Origin of the sequence: Tellurirhabdus bombi (assembly GCF_021484805.1) — a bacterium.
GTDB classification, from domain to species: Bacteria; Bacteroidota; Bacteroidia; order Cytophagales; family Spirosomataceae; genus Tellurirhabdus; species Tellurirhabdus bombi.
This window is the reverse complement of sequence record NZ_CP090557.1, coordinates 1961654-1978711: the sequence shown is the minus strand read 5'-3', so window position 1 is coordinate 1978711 and position 17058 is coordinate 1961654. Positions and strand designations below refer to the sequence as shown.

Annotated in this window: 16 protein-coding genes; 3 read left to right on the top strand and 13 right to left on the bottom strand. The window is 46.5% G+C overall.

Annotated elements, in window-relative coordinates; translation table 11 throughout:
• Positions 1-29: 29 nt before the first annotated feature.
• The 5 genes from L0Y31_RS08455 to L0Y31_RS08435 all read right to left on the bottom strand — a co-directional run bounded on the left by L0Y31_RS08455 (position 30) and on the right by L0Y31_RS08435 (position 5790).
• Complete coding sequence (locus L0Y31_RS08455; RefSeq protein ID WP_234736682.1) at positions 30-1409, bottom strand: sugar transferase; 1380 nt, start codon at positions 1407-1409, stop codon at positions 30-32.
• A 306-nt stretch (positions 1410-1715) separates the two neighbouring features.
• Positions 1716-2621 carry a glycosyltransferase family 2 protein gene (locus L0Y31_RS08450; RefSeq protein ID WP_234736681.1) on the bottom strand — a complete coding sequence of 302 codons (906 nt, stop codon included), beginning with the start codon at positions 2619-2621 and terminating at the stop codon, positions 1716-1718.
• Positions 2622-2640: 19 nt separating this feature from the next.
• The gene (locus L0Y31_RS08445) at positions 2641-3324 is read right to left on the bottom strand and encodes a glycosyltransferase family 2 protein (RefSeq protein WP_234736680.1); all 684 of its coding nucleotides are present in this window, start codon (positions 3322-3324) and stop codon (positions 2641-2643) included.
• Positions 3325-3388: 64 nt separating this feature from the next.
• Positions 3389-4318, bottom strand: a complete 930-nt coding sequence (locus tag L0Y31_RS08440; RefSeq protein ID WP_234736679.1) for a hypothetical protein — start codon at positions 4316-4318, stop codon at positions 3389-3391.
• Between the two features lie 17 nt (positions 4319-4335).
• Positions 4336-5790 (bottom strand): MBOAT family O-acyltransferase, encoded by a 1455-nt coding sequence (locus L0Y31_RS08435; RefSeq protein ID WP_234736678.1) that lies wholly within the window; start codon positions 5788-5790, stop codon positions 4336-4338.
• 399 nt (positions 5791-6189) lie between these two features.
• Between L0Y31_RS08435 and L0Y31_RS08430 the strand changes: the two genes are divergently transcribed.
• Both L0Y31_RS08430 and L0Y31_RS08425 read left to right on the top strand, forming a co-directional pair.
• Complete coding sequence (locus L0Y31_RS08430) at positions 6190-7083, top strand: hypothetical protein (protein ID WP_234736677.1); 894 nt, start codon at positions 6190-6192, stop codon at positions 7081-7083.
• Positions 7084-7158: 75 nt separating this feature from the next.
• Positions 7159-7959, top strand: a complete 801-nt coding sequence (locus tag L0Y31_RS08425; RefSeq protein WP_234736676.1) for a glycosyltransferase family 2 protein — start codon at positions 7159-7161, stop codon at positions 7957-7959.
• Positions 7960-7980: 21 nt separating this feature from the next.
• Here L0Y31_RS08425 and L0Y31_RS08420 read toward each other — a convergent pair whose 3' ends face one another.
• From L0Y31_RS08420 to L0Y31_RS08405, 4 genes are read right to left on the bottom strand one after another with little or no spacing between them, the layout of a single operon-like run.
• Positions 7981-9183 (bottom strand): glycosyltransferase family 4 protein, encoded by a 1203-nt coding sequence (locus L0Y31_RS08420; protein WP_234736675.1) that lies wholly within the window; start codon positions 9181-9183, stop codon positions 7981-7983.
• The gene (locus L0Y31_RS08415; protein ID WP_234736674.1) at positions 9180-9602 is read right to left on the bottom strand and encodes a GNAT family N-acetyltransferase; all 423 of its coding nucleotides are present in this window, start codon (positions 9600-9602) and stop codon (positions 9180-9182) included. Before L0Y31_RS08415 ends, L0Y31_RS08420 begins: the two co-directional genes overlap by 4 nt.
• Positions 9599-10699: a DegT/DnrJ/EryC1/StrS family aminotransferase gene (locus L0Y31_RS08410; protein ID WP_305067606.1), complete on the bottom strand. Its 1101-nt coding sequence runs from the start codon at positions 10697-10699 to the stop codon at positions 9599-9601. The genes L0Y31_RS08415 and L0Y31_RS08410 overlap by 4 nt, the downstream gene beginning before the upstream one ends.
• 20 nt (positions 10700-10719) lie before the next feature.
• A complete protein-coding gene (locus tag L0Y31_RS08405) occupies positions 10720-12030 on the bottom strand; it encodes an MATE family efflux transporter (protein ID WP_234736673.1) in 1311 nt (436 codons plus the stop codon).
• 299 nt (positions 12031-12329) lie between these two features.
• Between L0Y31_RS08405 and L0Y31_RS08400 the strand changes: the two genes are divergently transcribed.
• Complete coding sequence (locus L0Y31_RS08400; RefSeq protein ID WP_234736672.1) at positions 12330-13043, top strand: class I SAM-dependent methyltransferase; 714 nt, start codon at positions 12330-12332, stop codon at positions 13041-13043.
• Here L0Y31_RS08400 and L0Y31_RS08395 read toward each other — a convergent pair whose 3' ends face one another.
• The 4 genes from L0Y31_RS08395 to L0Y31_RS08380 are packed head-to-tail and all read right to left on the bottom strand — an operon-like array spanning position 13044 to position 17058.
• Positions 13044-14309: a hypothetical protein gene (locus L0Y31_RS08395; RefSeq protein ID WP_234736671.1), complete on the bottom strand. Its 1266-nt coding sequence runs from the start codon at positions 14307-14309 to the stop codon at positions 13044-13046.
• Positions 14281-15006, bottom strand: a complete 726-nt coding sequence (locus L0Y31_RS08390; RefSeq protein ID WP_234736670.1) for a glycosyltransferase family 2 protein — start codon at positions 15004-15006, stop codon at positions 14281-14283. The genes L0Y31_RS08395 and L0Y31_RS08390 overlap by 29 nt, the downstream gene beginning before the upstream one ends.
• Before the next feature lie 10 nt (positions 15007-15016).
• Positions 15017-16129 carry a glycosyltransferase family 4 protein gene (locus tag L0Y31_RS08385; protein WP_234736669.1) on the bottom strand — a complete coding sequence of 371 codons (1113 nt, stop codon included), beginning with the start codon at positions 16127-16129 and terminating at the stop codon, positions 15017-15019.
• Entirely contained in the window at positions 16126-17058 is a 933-nt protein-coding gene (locus L0Y31_RS08380) for a nucleotide-diphospho-sugar transferase (protein WP_234736668.1), read from the bottom strand. The genes L0Y31_RS08385 and L0Y31_RS08380 overlap by 4 nt, the downstream gene beginning before the upstream one ends.

Sequence of the window (17058 nt, the reverse complement as noted above, 5' to 3'; positions counted from 1 at the left end):
TAAACACAAAACAATTGATAAATAGGGTTTTATTGTCCCCTTCCCTGCATCATTATGCGAAGAGTCCGCATAATTAGCCATATATCGTATGAAAAAGAAACATTTTGAAGATATTGAAGATCGTACTTCACACGCTGAACCATTTCATCCACGTTAGCAGCGTATCCATATTCGATTTGGCCAATGGATGTTATTCCAGGCTTAACCGTCAGCAGAACCTTGTATTCGGGGGAATGCTTTACAATCTGGTCAATAAAATGCTGCCGTTCGGGGCGGGGTCCAACAATAGACATATTCCCGATCAACACGTTATAAAATTGTGGTAGCTCATCAACCCGGGTTTTACGCATGAAAAGGCCCCAACTTGTAATCCGAGGATCTTCGGCACCTGACGACAGCGACGGGCCGTTTATTTCTGCATCCGTATACATGCTACGGAATTTGTAGATACGAAATGGTTTTCCCCATTGCCCGATTCTTTCCTGCGAGTAGAAGATCGGTCCTTTAGAGGAGAATTTGGTAATTAGGGCCAGAATGAAGAAGAGTGGAGAGCCGGCCATCAACACCAACGTTGAAAAGCCGATATCAAATGTCCGCTTGAAGACATTGATCCGCAAATCGTCCAGCAATTCGGTCGAAAGGCCAATAACCGGCTGGATGTCATGGTATTCTACGTTAACCGTGCGCGTCAAGAAGCCTTTAAAATCGACAATGAGTTTAACCTGAAAACCCGCCTCTTCGGAAAAAGCCATGATTTCTTTCAGCTGGTTGGTATCCATGTAGGGCAGGCAGCAGTAAACGCAATCAATACCGTATGCGGTTACATAGTTCTTCAATTCTGAATAATCGCCGCGCAGTTCCGACGCATTGTCTAAGTTTAGTTTATCGAAATACCCCAAAAACTTAAATCCAATTTCGGGATGCGTTTCATAGAAAACCCGGATACTGTTCGACATTTCTCCGTAGCCAACAATAACAAACCGCCGGGTATTATAGCCCATCGCCCGGTAAAACTTCAAAGCTACCAAAGCCAGAACGCGCCATAAAGCCCCAACCAGCAGAAATAGCAAATAGGCCGTAATCAAATGCGTCCTTGAAAAAGAATGGCTGTTTGTAAACATGCCAAAAACAGACACCAGAGCAACGTGCAGGCCAGCAAGTTTGAGCAGGTTAATCAGTAAATTTTCTGCGGTAAAATTTAGGCGGGAGTAGTGGTATGGGCGAGCAATGAGTAGGAGAAGCAACCAGGCTGCGTTAAAAAACCAGAAGAGGGTTAGGTAAGCATCTGCAAAAGGATTACTTGCCGGACCAAACGTCAGATGGTGAGCTAGAATAAAGCAACCATTCAGCGATAGGATGTCAATGATTGCGCTGGCCGGCTGCAGTAAAAAGGAAAAACGATGTTTCATACAAATAACCGTTGGTGGACAAACAGGTCAGGGATGACTTGTTCGCTCAAAGACTTCCGTCTCCGTATTCGTCTCCACTGCAATTGCTCGTTCGCAAGCATCCCCAAGGCCTAAGCCCTTGATAAGTAACCATGCTCTATTTGCGAGTTACTTATCCAATTAGTAGCGCTTTAAAAACCAGTTGGTTAAAAAGCTGCACCGAAGTTACTATGAATAACCGTTACAAACGGGTTTTAATCCATCTATTTATCTATTGGCCTTTTCCAACCGTTAATTATCCGACAAAAAAAGCGATTTTACGGTCAACTATTTCCAATAAGTTTTGCTCATACTCCACTTCTTTTTGATTCCAACCGGTAGCTTTTCGTGCGAGCGTCCTGCCCGGTATCCAACGTATTTTGCGACTAAGCGAACAAACTGAGCTGGTAATAAATGAGCATTTCCCGTTCGGAGCAGGTAACGCGCTTCGTCAGTCATGTACTTAATACCCTGGGATTCAGCCTGGGTAAATTCTCTCAAAAAACGCTGTTGCTGCTCATGAAAAACGCCGATATCAAAGTAACGCCGAAATTCCTCGCCAATTGTATAGTCGTGCGAATGGTATACCTGTGCTTCTGCGCAGTATGCGATGGCCTTTCCGTTCAGGATGAACTGGGAAGAAACCGACACATCTTCACCAAAAATAGAATCATCCGGAAACCCGCCCAAAGCCAGTATGTCTTCCTTCTTATAGGCGGCAAACGAATTGGAGCAGGAGCAGGTTCGAATACCTAACTCAGGAATATCAACTCTTGTTTTGATCCTACTTTGGTCTGGGTAATTTATCAGACGCGCAAAGGCTCCAAAAACGTGTGTATCCGGATAAGGTAACTGGCGCCCATAGGCAAGCGCTACATCTGGGCGGCTGTTGAGGGCTTTGACGAGCAGTTCCAGCGTATTAGCCGCCGTGGGCAGTGCATCCTGAGTTAAAAAGATTATCTGATCATACCGAGCCATCCGAATGCCCATATTCCGGGTTCCGCCGTGATTGAAACTTGCCGACGAAATGGTATGAAAGGCAATACCCCGCTCTTTCAGAATTTGGGGCGTTTCGTCCTTTGATGACGAATCAATGATAATCAGTTCGTAAGGAATGGTCTGATCGGCCAGGCGATCAAGCAAAGCGGGAAGATGACGGGCGGCGTTGTAGGTAGGAATAATTACAGAAACCATGAATCAGGATAAAAACAAATTAGGCCAGTAACCGCCTGCCTAAGGCCGTGACAAGTCCCAGGCGATTTTTGAGTTTATTAAACCAACTGAGCGAACCTTCCCCGGTTGGCGACGCATTACCACCGTGACGAATATAGCGAATCGTTGGTTCAGGCAGAAAGTAGACTTGCCCTTTTGCCTCGGCCACCAGACCCAGCCACCAGTCATGCATGTAAATTTGGCTCGGAAAGGGAAGTGCTTTTTTGAGCAGCGACCGCCGAAAAGCCATACAACAACCAACGTAAGAGTTCTTGTAAAGGTTTCTGAGCAGGCCAGCCCGACTCCCCCGGTGCGCAAAAAACGAAGGCATTAGCGTCTTGTTCTGGTCGTCGGCCACCTCGCAGTCCGTAAGCACCAGATCGTACTGATCCAGCAGCGGGCGAATAAGCATTACTTTATTGGGCAGCCAGACATCGTCCTGATCGGACAGAAAAATATGGTCTCCTTTGGCTTGCCGCAGGGCATTTTCAAAGTTCCCGACGGGTCCGTGACGCCCGGAATTGTGCAAAATACGGATGCGCGCATCCCGCAACGATTCGACGATCATCAACGTCTGGTCGGTCGATCCATCATCCGACACAATAACCTCATCCGCCGGTCCAAGCTGCGGTAGAATCGACTCCAATTGCCGCCGGACAAAACGTTCGCCGTTATAAGTGGCCATGCAGACACTAATCATAAATAGCTTCTTGCAAAGAAGACAAAGGTAGGCATTTTATAAAGGCTAGCTATTGATTGCTCCCAACCAATATGTTTTGCCTTAGTTTCAGCAAATCAATCATCCGGGTAGTGCGCTCTTGAACGCCTAGGCTGTCCAGGTGATAAACGGTATCAAAAAAGTACTGATCTGGCAAGACAAAGGTCGCTGGCGTATTAATAATCGGACAATCCAGTTTGTTTTGGTATTGTTTGGCCAGGTGCTGAATAGCTTTCTGATTACGCTTGTAAGCAGATGCTGGAAATACGGGAAAGGTGAACACAACAACGGCTTCTCTGGCTTTAGCGGCTTTCACAAATGCATTGATTCGCTGAATATTTTCTGAATAATCCATTTCCAGAAAAGTCACATCATCACCAATCCGCCGGGGTTTGGGTTTGCCAAAATGCTCTTTTAGATCGCCTTCAACGGTAAAGCCACTTCGGTTGTAGATCGGGTCAGTTGCATCACCACGCAGCAATTTATAAAACAAACCACTCATACACCGCTGTAAGTTCTGCCCTAGTAACCGGATCTCATTGAGCCACGAAAGCGATAGGTATTGCTTAGCCCGAGGGTTCACATCAATCAATTGTGCCAGTAATTTATTGTCCCCTTCATCAAGAAAGTACTCAATAGACAAAACCACCAAATCGCCTTTTTGTGTCCCATGCAGGGCTTCATTCAACATAAAAGGCAGGCCCAGGCCCGCGTGAATGCCCATGTTGGTGACGGTATAGCCCGTTGCGGCGGCAACCCGGCGGCTATCGATTCCCAAGGCCAGATTAGAGCCTCCAACAAAAACCAGGCGGGGTGCTGGCGTGTTCTTCAGTCGATTTTCCTTGTCGAGCGAGGCCGCCACAAACACGTTTTCATTGCGAACATAAGGCGATAAAATTCGAATCAATCCGTAACCACCCAGACTACACAAAGTCAACAGAATAAGAAGCTTCCGAATCATTGACGGTAACAACATGCTCAAAACTGGAAGTAAATGAATTGCTGCCGGGCGTCAAATACGCCAAACAGAATAATGAACATAATCAGGGCATAATAAAGCGTCATTCGCACAGGCGTTGGCTGTTGGCCTATCCAGTGGCGGAGAGAAATACGTCCCTGAAGCGTTTCTACAAGTAACAAGATGACGAGCGCCAGCCCACCGATAAACAGGTTGTATTTGTCGGAACCCAGGTTAGTTGCTATCACCTCGCTCAGGCTGTTCCGCAGGTCGGAAAATAGATGGGTTACCACATAAAAAGCATCGCCAACGGTTTGCGCCCGGAAGAAAATCCAGGCAAAGCAAATCAGGCCAAAAGTGGTTGTTAGATTCAGGAAGTGCTGTACCGAAGGCCAGTGTTGCAAACCCAGCCGCTGGCTGAGTCGGTGCCGGGTATTTTTGGTCATGCTCTCAATAATCAGGTACAAACCGTTTAGGCTCCCCCAGATCACATACGTCCAACTGGCTCCGTGCCAAAGCCCGCTTACCAGAAACGTAATGAACAAATTCAGATACCAACGGGGCACGGCAACCCGATTCCCCCCCAGCGGAATATAGAGGTAATCGCGGAACCAGGTCGAGAGCGAAATGTGCCACCGTTTCCAGAATTCTGATACGGAGGTTGACAGGTAAGGACGGTCAAAGTTCTTCATCAGCCGAAAGCCAATGGTCCGGGCCGTTCCGAGCGCAATATCTGAGTAGCCCGAGAAATCGCAATAAATTTGAAAGGCAAATAAAACCGTTGCAATAATGAGTGGAAAACCCTGAAATTGAGTTGGATCGTTGTACACATAGTTGACAATCACCGCCAGCCGATCCGCGATAACTACTTTTTTAAACAGCCCCCAGGCAATCTGTTTTAGACCTTCAACGACTTGACGAGCATCAAATTCGTGTTTTTCGTAAAACTGGTGCAAAATGTTCTGCGGACGTTCGATGGGGCCGGCAACCAGTTGCGGATAAAACATCACGTACAGAGAATAAATACCAAAATGCCGTTCCGCTTTTTGATTACCCCGATATACCTCAATGATGTAACTCATCGCCTGAAAGGTATGGAACGACAGACCGATGGGCAGCAAAATGGTTAAAGGGGGCAAAAGTGCTGGGTAGCCAACATTGGCCAGCATTAGGTTTAGATTATCGTTGAGAAAATTATAATACTTGAAGATGGCTAGTACGCCAATATTCGAGATCAGACTAATGATTAGAAACAACCTTCGAGTCTGTCCGCGGGTTTTTTCAATATAGAGTCCGGCGAAGTAATCAATGACAATGGTAAATCCCAGAATCAGGATATAAACAGGCACAAAGGCCATGTAAAAGTAACAGCTCCCCGCTAATAATAATTGCCAACGGTAGCGATGTGGCAAGAGGTGATAAGCGCTTGTAACAACGATAAAAAATAGAACAAAATGAAGCGAGTTAAAAAGCATTGATAACTATTTTCAGACAACTACTATTGGTACGGTCGATTGAACTTTTACGCTGGTTCCAGGCAAAAATAACACCAATAGTAAGAAAAACACTTTCTTATCCCATTTCTCTTGTACAATTCCCATATAGTTCCCTTAGTTTCCAGCAAGAGAGCCAAGGAGTTTTAAGGCCTAAAAATTGTATCTTGCAGGTATTTCGCCCTAAATTCGCTGAAGTAAAAAAGCCATAAACTGATTTTATCAGGCGGCTATCTCTTTTCTGCATAGATTTGTATCCGAGAGTGCTCTGCTTATAAAACGATTCTCCCAACTAGGCTTCAGCGCTTTTCTACTTGGTAAATTTTGTTTCTGCTCCCATATTTTTGGACTAAAGGAACAGCTCAATTTTAGAGTCAAGGGATGAAAATTTTAGATAAGATCAGAGAGGTTATATTGAACGTTCGCTATCTACGCGAAAGCAATAAAGAGTTGCGGTTGTTGATTGGTACAGGATTAGCGAAGCAAGTTGATCTTACTAAACCCATACGGGATGCGGAGTTTAGGGTTTTTTCGCAATTCGGCGAAGATGGAATTATTCAATACCTCATTCAATCGATAGGCATCTCTGATCAGGCATTTGTTGAATTTGGCGTAGAAACCTACGAAGAAGCTAACACTAAATTCTTGTTAATGCATGATAACTGGCGGGGTCTGGTTATAGACGGTTCCTCCTCCAACATTGATCATGTCCGGAAAGATCCTAACTTCTGGAAGTATGATTTAACCGCCGTCAGCAGCTTCATTAAAATGGATAACATCAACACGCTCCTTAAAGAAAACGGCTTTTCGGGCGAAATAGGCCTGTTAAGCATTGATATTGATGGCAATGATTACTGGGTCTGGAAAGCAATCAATGTGGTGCAACCCGCCATTGTCATCATTGAGTACAACAGCTTGTTTGGGCCGGAACGCGCCATTACAATTCCTTACCAGGCGGATTTTGTCCGCTCAAATGCCCATTATTCCAACCTGTACTTTGGTGCTTCGTTCGGCGCCGTTTGCGATCTGGCCACCGAAAAAGGCTATGCGTTGGTCGCTTGCAACAAAGCCGGCAACAACGCGTTCTTCGTCCGAAAAGATTTGTTAGGTCATCTAAAGGAAGTTTCGCCGCAGGAATTATTTACCCAAGCCCGTTTTAGAGAAGCCAGAAACGCGAACAATGAATTAAGTTTTGCTTCGCTGGAACAGCGGCTGGCAGAAATTAAAGGCCTACCTGTTTTCAATACAAGAACTGGCCAGTTGGAAGCGTTTTGACGGCATGTCAACAGACAGCCACCATGAATTAATCAATCTGATAACTTTCTTCAGTTAAGAGAGTTCTTCCACTACATGAACCACTACCCAGGCTTAGAACAAATGCTTCCCGCTGGTACGTCATCTCCTCCCCGCGTTAGTATTATCACGGCGGTTTACAACGCCAATCAATACCTCGATGCCTGTATTCAAAGTGTTCTAAATCAAACGTATAAGAATTTCGAATTTATTATCATTGACGGTGGTTCAACGGATGGCACAGTAGACACAATCAAAAAAAACCAGCAACACCTTTCATATTGGATCAGCGAACGGGACAAGGGAATTTACGACGCCTGGAATAAAGGCCTGGCTGCTGCCAAAGGAGACTGGCTGCTTTTTGTTGGAGCGGATGATCTGTTGTACCCCCATGCGTTACAAAGTTACATTGACCACATTGATCAGCACGCGCGTCAGGATCTGGAATTTGTCTCATCCCGAATCGAACTCGTTAACGACGATTTATCGCCCATCCGAACCGTGGGAGAACGCTGGACCTGGAAGCGATTTAGAATTGACATGATAACGTGGCACGTGGGCTGTTTCCATTCCCGCCGCCTGTTCGACACCTACGGAGTTTTTGATCCGAAATACAAAATATGCGGTGATTACGAGTTATTGCTTCGCCCCAAAGATCGGCTAATTGCTTCTTTCGTGGACAAACCAACGGTTCGCATGCGCATGGGTGGGGTTAGCAGCGTGCAGCTCTTCGGGGCCATCGACGAGACCTACGAAGCGAAAGTACGGCATGGCGTCTTCTCCCCCATGAGTGGTTATTTGTTACGCATAATCCGAAAAACAAAAGTAACTGTTAACCAATTCCTTGGAAGAGGCTAGATCGACGTTTGATAAGCTAGCTTAATTTTTGGCAACTGGTAGGTTCTGCGCCAGGCGTTGATACATTTTTTGCAGGATTTGTAAAGATCCTGTATTCTTCAGGTAATGGGCCTGCTTTCTGCTATTTGCCCGGTTCTGTTCCCGGTATTCTTCATTCTGAAAAATCAGCAACAGCTTTTCGGCCATATCCACTTTATTTTTAGGATCAAAAACAAAACGGCTATCCCCTATCGTTTCAGGCAGTGACGTAACATTGGAGCAAACAACCGGAATGGTCATCAGCATGCTTTCCATCAACGGAAAACTCCCCGCTTCATAAAGCGTCGGCACAACAACGGCGTGCGTCTTCTGATAGAGTTCGAATAAGGCCGCATCGCTCACGATTCCCAGGAAAAAAACCTGGTTTTCCAGATTCAGCTCCCGAATGCGTTGCTGAATCTGGCCGAAATGCTCGGTTTGATGCCCCGTTGATACCAACGAAATGCGAATATTGTACTGATCGCGCAAGTACGCCACACTTTCCAACAGACCTATGTGGTTTTTGTGCATCCAGGTGGCGGCGGGATAAAAAACAAATTTCTCTGGCAGAGTAGGTAAGTCCGACTTAGGCGAGGGGTCCGCTTTTTGGGTTAAAAACTTTTCGAACCACAGATTTTGCATGTCCAGTAAGCAAACCTGCACATTGTCGGGCGTGCGGCCAAAACATTCAATCAGGTCTTTTTTTACGTGCTGGTAGCTAACAACCAGTTGGGTCGATAGCTCGGTAACATTCATGTAGTACACGGCCCGCTCCGCCCGAACAGCAGGCGGGAAAAAAGCGGGAAAATGCAGTTCCTGAACATCGTGCAGGGTAACTACCGTCTGTACTTTGGTATGGAATATATAGGGGTACGGGCAATACATGACCTGAATCCCGTAGCGACTGCGCAGGCGCTCGAGATATGTCCAGACAGGAACCGCCCGGGACTTTAGCAACATATTAACCGCCTTGGCTGCCTTGGTAATCAGTTTTTCGTAAGACCGCTCCCGCCCGATAGGAACGGGAATCAGTTCCAGGTTTGAACTGGCCTGAATGGTCGAGAGCACTAATTCGTCATTTTCATTGTGCAGCACAAAATAGCGGTTTGCCGTATCCTGAGCCAAAATACGGAGCAGTGCGCAAGCATATTGCCGAATTCCGCCCCCGCTCTGCGCCAGATCAGGAATGACGTATAAAATATTCATACGAGCGTAAACTGATACTTAAAATAGCTTTCAGCCTGTCCAATCTGGACAAAACCTATTTTTTCATACAAAGCAATAGCCGCCTGATTGTCCCGGTCAACCGTCAGAAAAATGGTTTTCTGTTCCAGTCGCCGCGCTTCCTCCAGCAGATAAGTTATCATCTGCTGGCCTAGCCGCTGGCCCCGCGCGTCAGCCGCCACGGCAATGCCTAACCACGTGGTTTCGCCTTCTTTGTCAAGATGCCCATAAGCCACGGGCTGGCCCTCGCGGGTGCCTACAGCACAGAGCAAATGCGTCAGCACGACTTCGACAGGCCGCTTTTGAAAATAACGAAAGGAACGTTGGCCATCCTCCCCCAACCGATCCATAAAATCGCGAACCAGGTGAAGGTTACCCGCTTGTATGACCTCAAAAATCATTGGATCGGGTATGACTTAATGGTATCGGTAATATACTGCACCTCTTCCCGGCTCAAACCCGGATAACTTGGAACGTTCATGCCGCGCCATCCCAGATCTTCCGCCGTTTTATGCCGAGCGTATTTATGCGAATACATGGGCATCGTATGAACCGGATAAAACAAAGGGCGTGTTTCAATGCCATGCTCCTGGAGATGGTCGCGGAGTCCATCCCGATCCTCGGAACGCTTGACCAGAATCGAGCACATCCAGTAGGAATGCACTACGTCGCCAATGGCCCGGTGGGTTTCGTAACTGGTTCCTTCCAGCCCCTCGGCATACCAGGCAGCGATTTGCTGTTTCTGGCTTAAAAAATGATCCAGTTGCTCCAATTGAGCCAAGCCAATGGCCGCGCAGATGTTGGTCATCCGGTAGTTATACCCAATGACATCATGCCAATATTGCCGGTATTTAGCCAATCCCTGTCCGCGAAAATGCAGGCAACGATCGTGAAGGGTTTCGTTATTCGTGACGACCATCCCACCTTCTCCGGTTGTGATGGTTTTGTTGCCATAAAAACTAAACGTAGCAATATCACCAAACGAACCAACCAAACGCCCTTTGTATTGCGTACCAATAGCTTCGGCACAATCCTCGATCAGAAAAAGACCGTGCTCATTGGCAATGGCCGTTAACCGATCCATATCGCAGGGATGTCCGTAAAGGTGAACGCACAAAATGGCTTTGGTCTTTGGTGTTATTTTACGAATAACATCCTCCGGGTCCATTTGCCAGCTATCGGCTTCGGAGTCAACAAAGACGGGCGTTGCGCCTTCGTATACAATGGCATTGACGGAAGCAATGTAAGTCAGTGTAGGAACGATTACTTCATCTTCGGGGCCAATTCCCAGAGCGACCATCGCTAAATGCAACGCTACCGTACCGTTGGATACTGTAACGGCGTTATGAGCCCCCAGGTAGTTAGCAAATTTATGTTCAAATTCGTTGATGTATTTCCCCTTTGATGAGATCCAGGTTGAATCCAAGCAGTCGATCACATACTTTTTTTCATTTCCCGTCAGAGAGGGCTGGTAAACAGGAATGTTTCTGATTGCCATTGACTTGTGTGGTTAATTACTTATTTAGTCCAGATACCTGCCGCACGTCGTGCAAGCAATTTATAACATTGGTAAGGCTGAAGAATGGCCCCCGGCAATAAGCAAATCGTGAAACCCAGGGGAACTCCAGAAACCCCTAGCTGGGGGAACGTCGATAGATAGCTGGCCAGCGGAACGCTTATAAAGACAATCACAAAGGCGGTTATCAGCGAAATCGTAATGGCACCCATTGCATTTAACAATAACGAAAACAGATTCCCCCAGGCAGTAACAATTGTGCTAATGCTCAACACGATGGTCAAAACAGACGGGATCGGTACGTGACCGGGGCCAAGCCAAAGATCGTATACCCAGGGCGCAATCAAAAACATACTCAACGAAAGCAGCGCAAAAAGACTCCAGAAAAACAACAGCCGCTTCAACGTTTGTTGCAGCCACTCAAAATTATGCTTGTAGTAAGCTTCGGTGATGGCAGACCAGTGGGGTACCAGCAACACATTAAACACAATGGGAATGACACTGAAATACCGGTAAACGAGGTTAAATGGGGTAACTTCAGCCGGATTGAAAAGATGAGAAATGATAAAATTCTGCGATGAAAACAAGACCAGACTAACCAGTTGTAACCCAAAAAACTTCCCTCCTACCACGCCTAACTCCCCAAAAAGCGACCATTGTATGCTGCTAATTGTAGGCCGGATGGCTTTGTAAGCGTTACCAAAAAAAATCAGTGACGCCAGAAAAAGCACGACTACGGGCATGAGGCTATAAACCACCGCAACCTCAAACAAAGCAACGTCCGACGTATTGGCCCAAAGCATCAAACCGACCAGCGTAGCCACCTGAATAGCCGTATTAATAAGTTCTACCTGACCAGCCTGATGAACCGCGAGTAGTATCGCAGAAATTAGATTCAGGAGCAGACGCAGGCAAAACAGCGCAAAGGCAATAATCAGTATCAAAGGCAGTGTGGCCGCCAGTTCATTCGGTGCGTTGAAGAGTTGCTGCCAGTTGACAAAAACCGTTGAAATGCCAAATAAGAGCAGCATTACGCTGATAACTAGAAACAAAAAAGCGTAGGATGTGCTGATATACGGTTGCGCTTTTTCCAGTTTTCCGTCCGCGTAGGCCAGCGTGACTTTATTACGAAGTCCATTGGTAAAGCCGAAATCAAAAATGGCAAACCAGGTCAGGAACGAGCTAAGTGTCAGCCAAACACCGTATTCTGTGGTACTTATGTAAGATAATGTTATTCTAACCAGTAGAAACTGAGTAGCTATGTTAATCCCTTTGTATAAAAATGATACAACTATATTTTTTGACAGCGACATTATTCCGGGTAAATCTAGGCACGCCTTTTTATGCGAGGACGTATTCGTATGGACCTGTGCAGCAGTATAAATTGTAGTACGTGGTCAAACCGATGGCTACACAAATTCCGGTCGTACGAAGCAACAATATTACGAAATAGCTTGCAACTTTATAACATGTACTGATCGTCGGCAGATAAGCTGCGGGTCCCTGCATTCGCGCATTTAACTAAGCTGATTACCAGTTTTATTCATTTGTACCTGAATCTGGCGCCAATAAAACTGTATTTTTGTTACCGGTAATATCCTCCAAGCTCTTCATGTCATTTTTCGATAATCTCCGGGACCGGCTGCGCTATTATAAGAACATGGCCCGCTTTCGTAACCTTAATACGCAGGAAGTTTTTACGCTTATTTATAAGGAAAACTACTGGGGCGGCGAAAATGGTGAGTTTAATTCTGGACCAGGAACCACAAATCCAAACGTGCATCAGTACATAAATGTTTTGACCGACTTCCTTCGGCAGAACAAGGTGCAATCGTTACTGGACATCGGCTGCGGCGATTTCCGGGTGATGCGGGAGGTGGTGAATCAAGTGTCCATCGATTATACCGGCGGGGATGTTGTGCAGGAATTGGTTGATCATCACAACCAGCATTATGCCAATGATCATACCCGCTTTAGGCACCTGAATGCCATCACGGACACGCTTCCTCCGGCAGAAGCCGTGAGCATCCGGCAGGTTTTGCAACACCTGACTAATGAGCAGGTACTTACCATTCTGAAAAAATTAAAGCCGTACCGCTACGTAATCATTACGGAGCACGTGACCGTGGGCGAAAAAGCAATCCCCAATTTGGATAAACAACAGGGACCCAATGTTCGGCTGTATAAAAATTCAGGCCTTTATATCGAGCAGCCTCCTTTCAACCTGGAAGTTAGCCGGGTTTTGCTTGAGTATCGGGAAGACATGGACGTGTTTGGAACGATGATTCCGGCAGTAATCAGAACGTCACTGATTGAAAACAAGTAGTTAACTCCAGCGCAACCGAATTCGGGGAAGTTTCAGGCGAAACTTGGCTAGCGGAAATAAAAAAACGAAATACACAAAGAGAAGACTGATGTAAGTCATCGTGCCAAATTCCATGTCCAGGCTCGGGATGAAGCAGTAATAAGCCAGACCGTAGCTAAGCCCTTTTCCGGCAATTCCGCTGAACGAAAAACCACGCAGTTTAGCAGTCAGATAAGCCATAAATATGGTGTATGGAATTAAAAACAGCCCCCCAAACATAACCACCTGCAAAGGCAGAATAAAATTTGGTCCCAGCGAAATGGCCGAGTCCAGACCTGATTCCAGCTCAAACAGCTGCCAGCCCAGACTTTTGGTTGGTATTTTAAAGATATTACTGATAAAAATTCCGAAAGCTGATTTGGTGTATTCAACAATCCCCGTGTTTATGTAGCGATCCGCCTGGTTGACCAGGTACATTTCTAGGCCATCTCCGGCGGCCACAATGCGGTTGACCATCGCCAATAATCCGTCTTCCAGAGTCATTCCTGTATTATAGAGCGACGCAATCAACACTGCCCAGACCATACTGATAAAAATTCCCAACGCGCCGTAGATGTTGATTTTCCGTAGGTACTGCGGTTTTGCAACCGGCGGGGATTTGTACAAAAACAAGCCGTAAGCCGTTATGACGTTGATCAACTGCGAACGCCCCGCCGTCAGCAAGTCCAGAAACAAGACAAAGAACAGAATCAACCTGATGAGATTCTTTTTGGCGTGTTGCTGTTGAATGAGCCAAAAGGAAAAAAAGTAGAAAAAAGGATAAGCGCCTAATTTAGCGATGAATTGCAACGGATTACGCGCACCTAATTGAACAAATCGGTACAAAACCCACTCTACAGGGCTGCTTCGGAGCGCGTACAGGATAAAATCCCAGGAGCTATACAAGGCTAACACCAAACTGACCAGGTACAACTTCAGCGTTAGCCGATCTTCTGATTCGCTGATTTTGGGCTGCTCTTTGGGGGCTTGAGGCGGTTTTAGAAAAGCATACAAAAATGGGACATAAACAATAAAGGTCCCCATAAACAAACTCCATGTCCCATTAATGCCGTATTTGGCGGCATACCCCACCAAAATAGACACGCAACTGGCGCACCAGATCATGTTCAATAACAACGGATCGATCAATGAACTAATCTTCCGACGAAACGCAAAAATCAATCCGCCCGCTACGATAATAAGCGTTATGAAGAGCAGACTAGCGCTGTATTTTTCGTAATAGGTCATAATGCAAAAAATATTTCACGGTGGTTAGACCTGCTAACAAATGACGAATACCAACCGGAAAGTGCCGTGACCGTAGTTGATTCAATTCTTTCAAAGACAGAGTGGGGTCAGCACTGGCACCATTGGGCGCGCACAAAGCCACTGCCTGCTCAAACCGCTTCCGAACGAACTGTGGATTCCGATAGATCATTAAATTCAATTCGTAATCAGACATGATCTTCAGAGCCGTATCGTAGCGAAATTGACGGAAAAGTGTCTGTTTATAAAACGTCCCCTGGTGATGCACCGTATTATTCAAGGCTGTTTTCCAGCTAAATTTTGAGTGGTAGTACGAATGGTCCGTAAATTTAACATCCCCATACAGCACATCCGGTGACTCGGCCAACGCAGGTGCTACCTCGGCCAATACGCCCGGAAGCAACTGATCGTCGGCACCCAGAAAATAAAGCCATTCGCCGCGAGCGTGGTCGATTCCTTTGTTCATCGCCTCATAAATGCCCTTATCTGGTTCACTAACCCAGTATGAAAACCGATCCGCGTACTGTTGAATCAATTCTAGTGTCCCATCCGTACTTTTTCCATCGATAAGGATGTATTCATAATCCGTAAATGGCTGGTCAAAGACACTTTTTAGCGTGGCTTCGAGCGTAGCGCGGGCATTATAGGTAACGGTTATAATCGAAATTTTGGGAGTCATACGCAGAGGCTTAAGACAAAGATCGGTACAAATCAGTAGTTTTCTGCGCGGTTTCTTTCCAGGAAAAACGCAGAAGCTGCTGATTTCCTTTCGCCACCAACTCGTTACGCAGCGAATCGTCCAGCACCAGCCTTTCGACCGAATGCGTCATTGATTCCTGATCTTCGGGATTAAAATAAACCGCCGCCGAGCCAGCTACTTCCGGCAAGGAACTGGTTTCGCTGACAGCACACGGACACTCGCAGCCAAAAGCCTCCAGAATGGGCAACCCAAACCCTTCGTACAAAGACGGAAAAACAAAAGCACGGGCGTAGCGGTATAAACTGCTTAGTACCAAATCATTAATTGGAACCTGAGAAACCCGTTCGGTCAACCGCAAATCTGCCAGCATCCTGATTTCTTCCCTGGAAAAGGCGCCTCCACCAGCGCAAATCAAGTGCAGGCAATGGCGACTCAGTAAAGGCGCTACTGCCTGCAAAAACGGCTTAAAATTTTTATAGGAGAACCGATTTCCAACAAATAACAGATAATCCTTGGCCTGCGGACCAACGACTGGGCGTGGCTTTATGGCGAATTGCCCAATTTGAGGAGCACCATGATGGATGACCTGAATGCGTTCGGCGGGAATATTGAGATACTCCATCAGATCATTCCGGGTGCTTTCCGAAACGGCGATAAACCGGGAAACCCGGCTAATAAGCTGCTGGCGCCATTTGACTACAATCTGATCATTGGCCAGGTGGTTGAAGCGGCTGCCAAATCGTTCATGAATCAGGTCGTGCATCGTCACCACCGAGGGACGCGAGCCAAGCAAAGGCAAAAAATACGGATCGTAGTAAGTAGCGTGAAAAACATCGAAGGCTTGCCGGGGAATATCGAACTGGCAAAATTTCTTGTTTAACTGGTAAAGTAATGATCGCTTCTTGTAAACGTTGGTCGCCTGAAAAAACGGCTTTACCGGAAATCCCGAAGTCGTTAAATGCACATTATTTGACCACCGCAACGACAACTGCGCCTGCTGCTGCTCAAACTGCTCAATACCAGTCATCAACTCACAGATATAGCGGGAAATGCCGCCGTATTCCTGCAAGGAAAATGTCTGGTGGTCGAATAAAACAGTCATACAGAACGATTCCAATTTTTGTAGTTCAGGCGCCTTTTCAAGCCATTTATTTTATTAGACAACCAATAACGTTTTCGAAAAGAATTTTGAAGCGAATAAGTCGAAGCCGCTTTGCTTTCAATAAAAAAGGTCGGATGCCGAAACTCGGTCAGGGAATTGAGCGGATGGGACGCCACGCTACGGTCGTAAAATTTCGTATGCGTTGCCTCTCCGTCAAAGCCAATATTTGAAATCAGGTTTGTGTTGGGTAAGCTACAGATCCCATTATTGGTCCAGATGGCATAGCACCACTGGTAATCCCAGGTATCATTTGTTCCATTATAAACACTTTCAAAACCATCCATCCAGAACTGCTGCACCCGCGGATCGTCAAAAACATCGGCAATGCGGTTTTGTTCTTTGAAAACAGGATAACTCGCCATCGACTCATCATAACGCTTCCAGGCACGCCGCCAGGTAGCCCAGCCCCAAATATGGCAAACTTTCGAAAAGTAGTACGATCCATCGCCGTGCCAGCGCCCCTTCTGAAAATTAACGCCTCCAACATGCATCAACGACGACTCATGTGCATAGCGCAGTAGTACCTCCCGACAATACGAAAAAAAAGTAGGATCAGGAACACAGTCATCTTCCAGAATAATGCCCATCTCTACCTGCTCAAAAAACCACGTTATGGCGGAGCTAACTGCCCGTCTACAACCAAGATTTTCAGTCCGGATTAATTGATGAACCGTACAGGGCCAGTCAATTTCGTCCAGCAAAGCCCGACACTCCCGAGTGCGTTCGGCATCGGTTGGGTGGTTGGGGCGAGCACCATCAATGGCAACAAACAACTCAGCAGGTTGCGCCTGCCGTATGCGAGAAAACACCTGTCTGCTGTGCTGGGGTCGGTTAAACAGAATGAAAAGAATCGGAATGTCAAATGACAT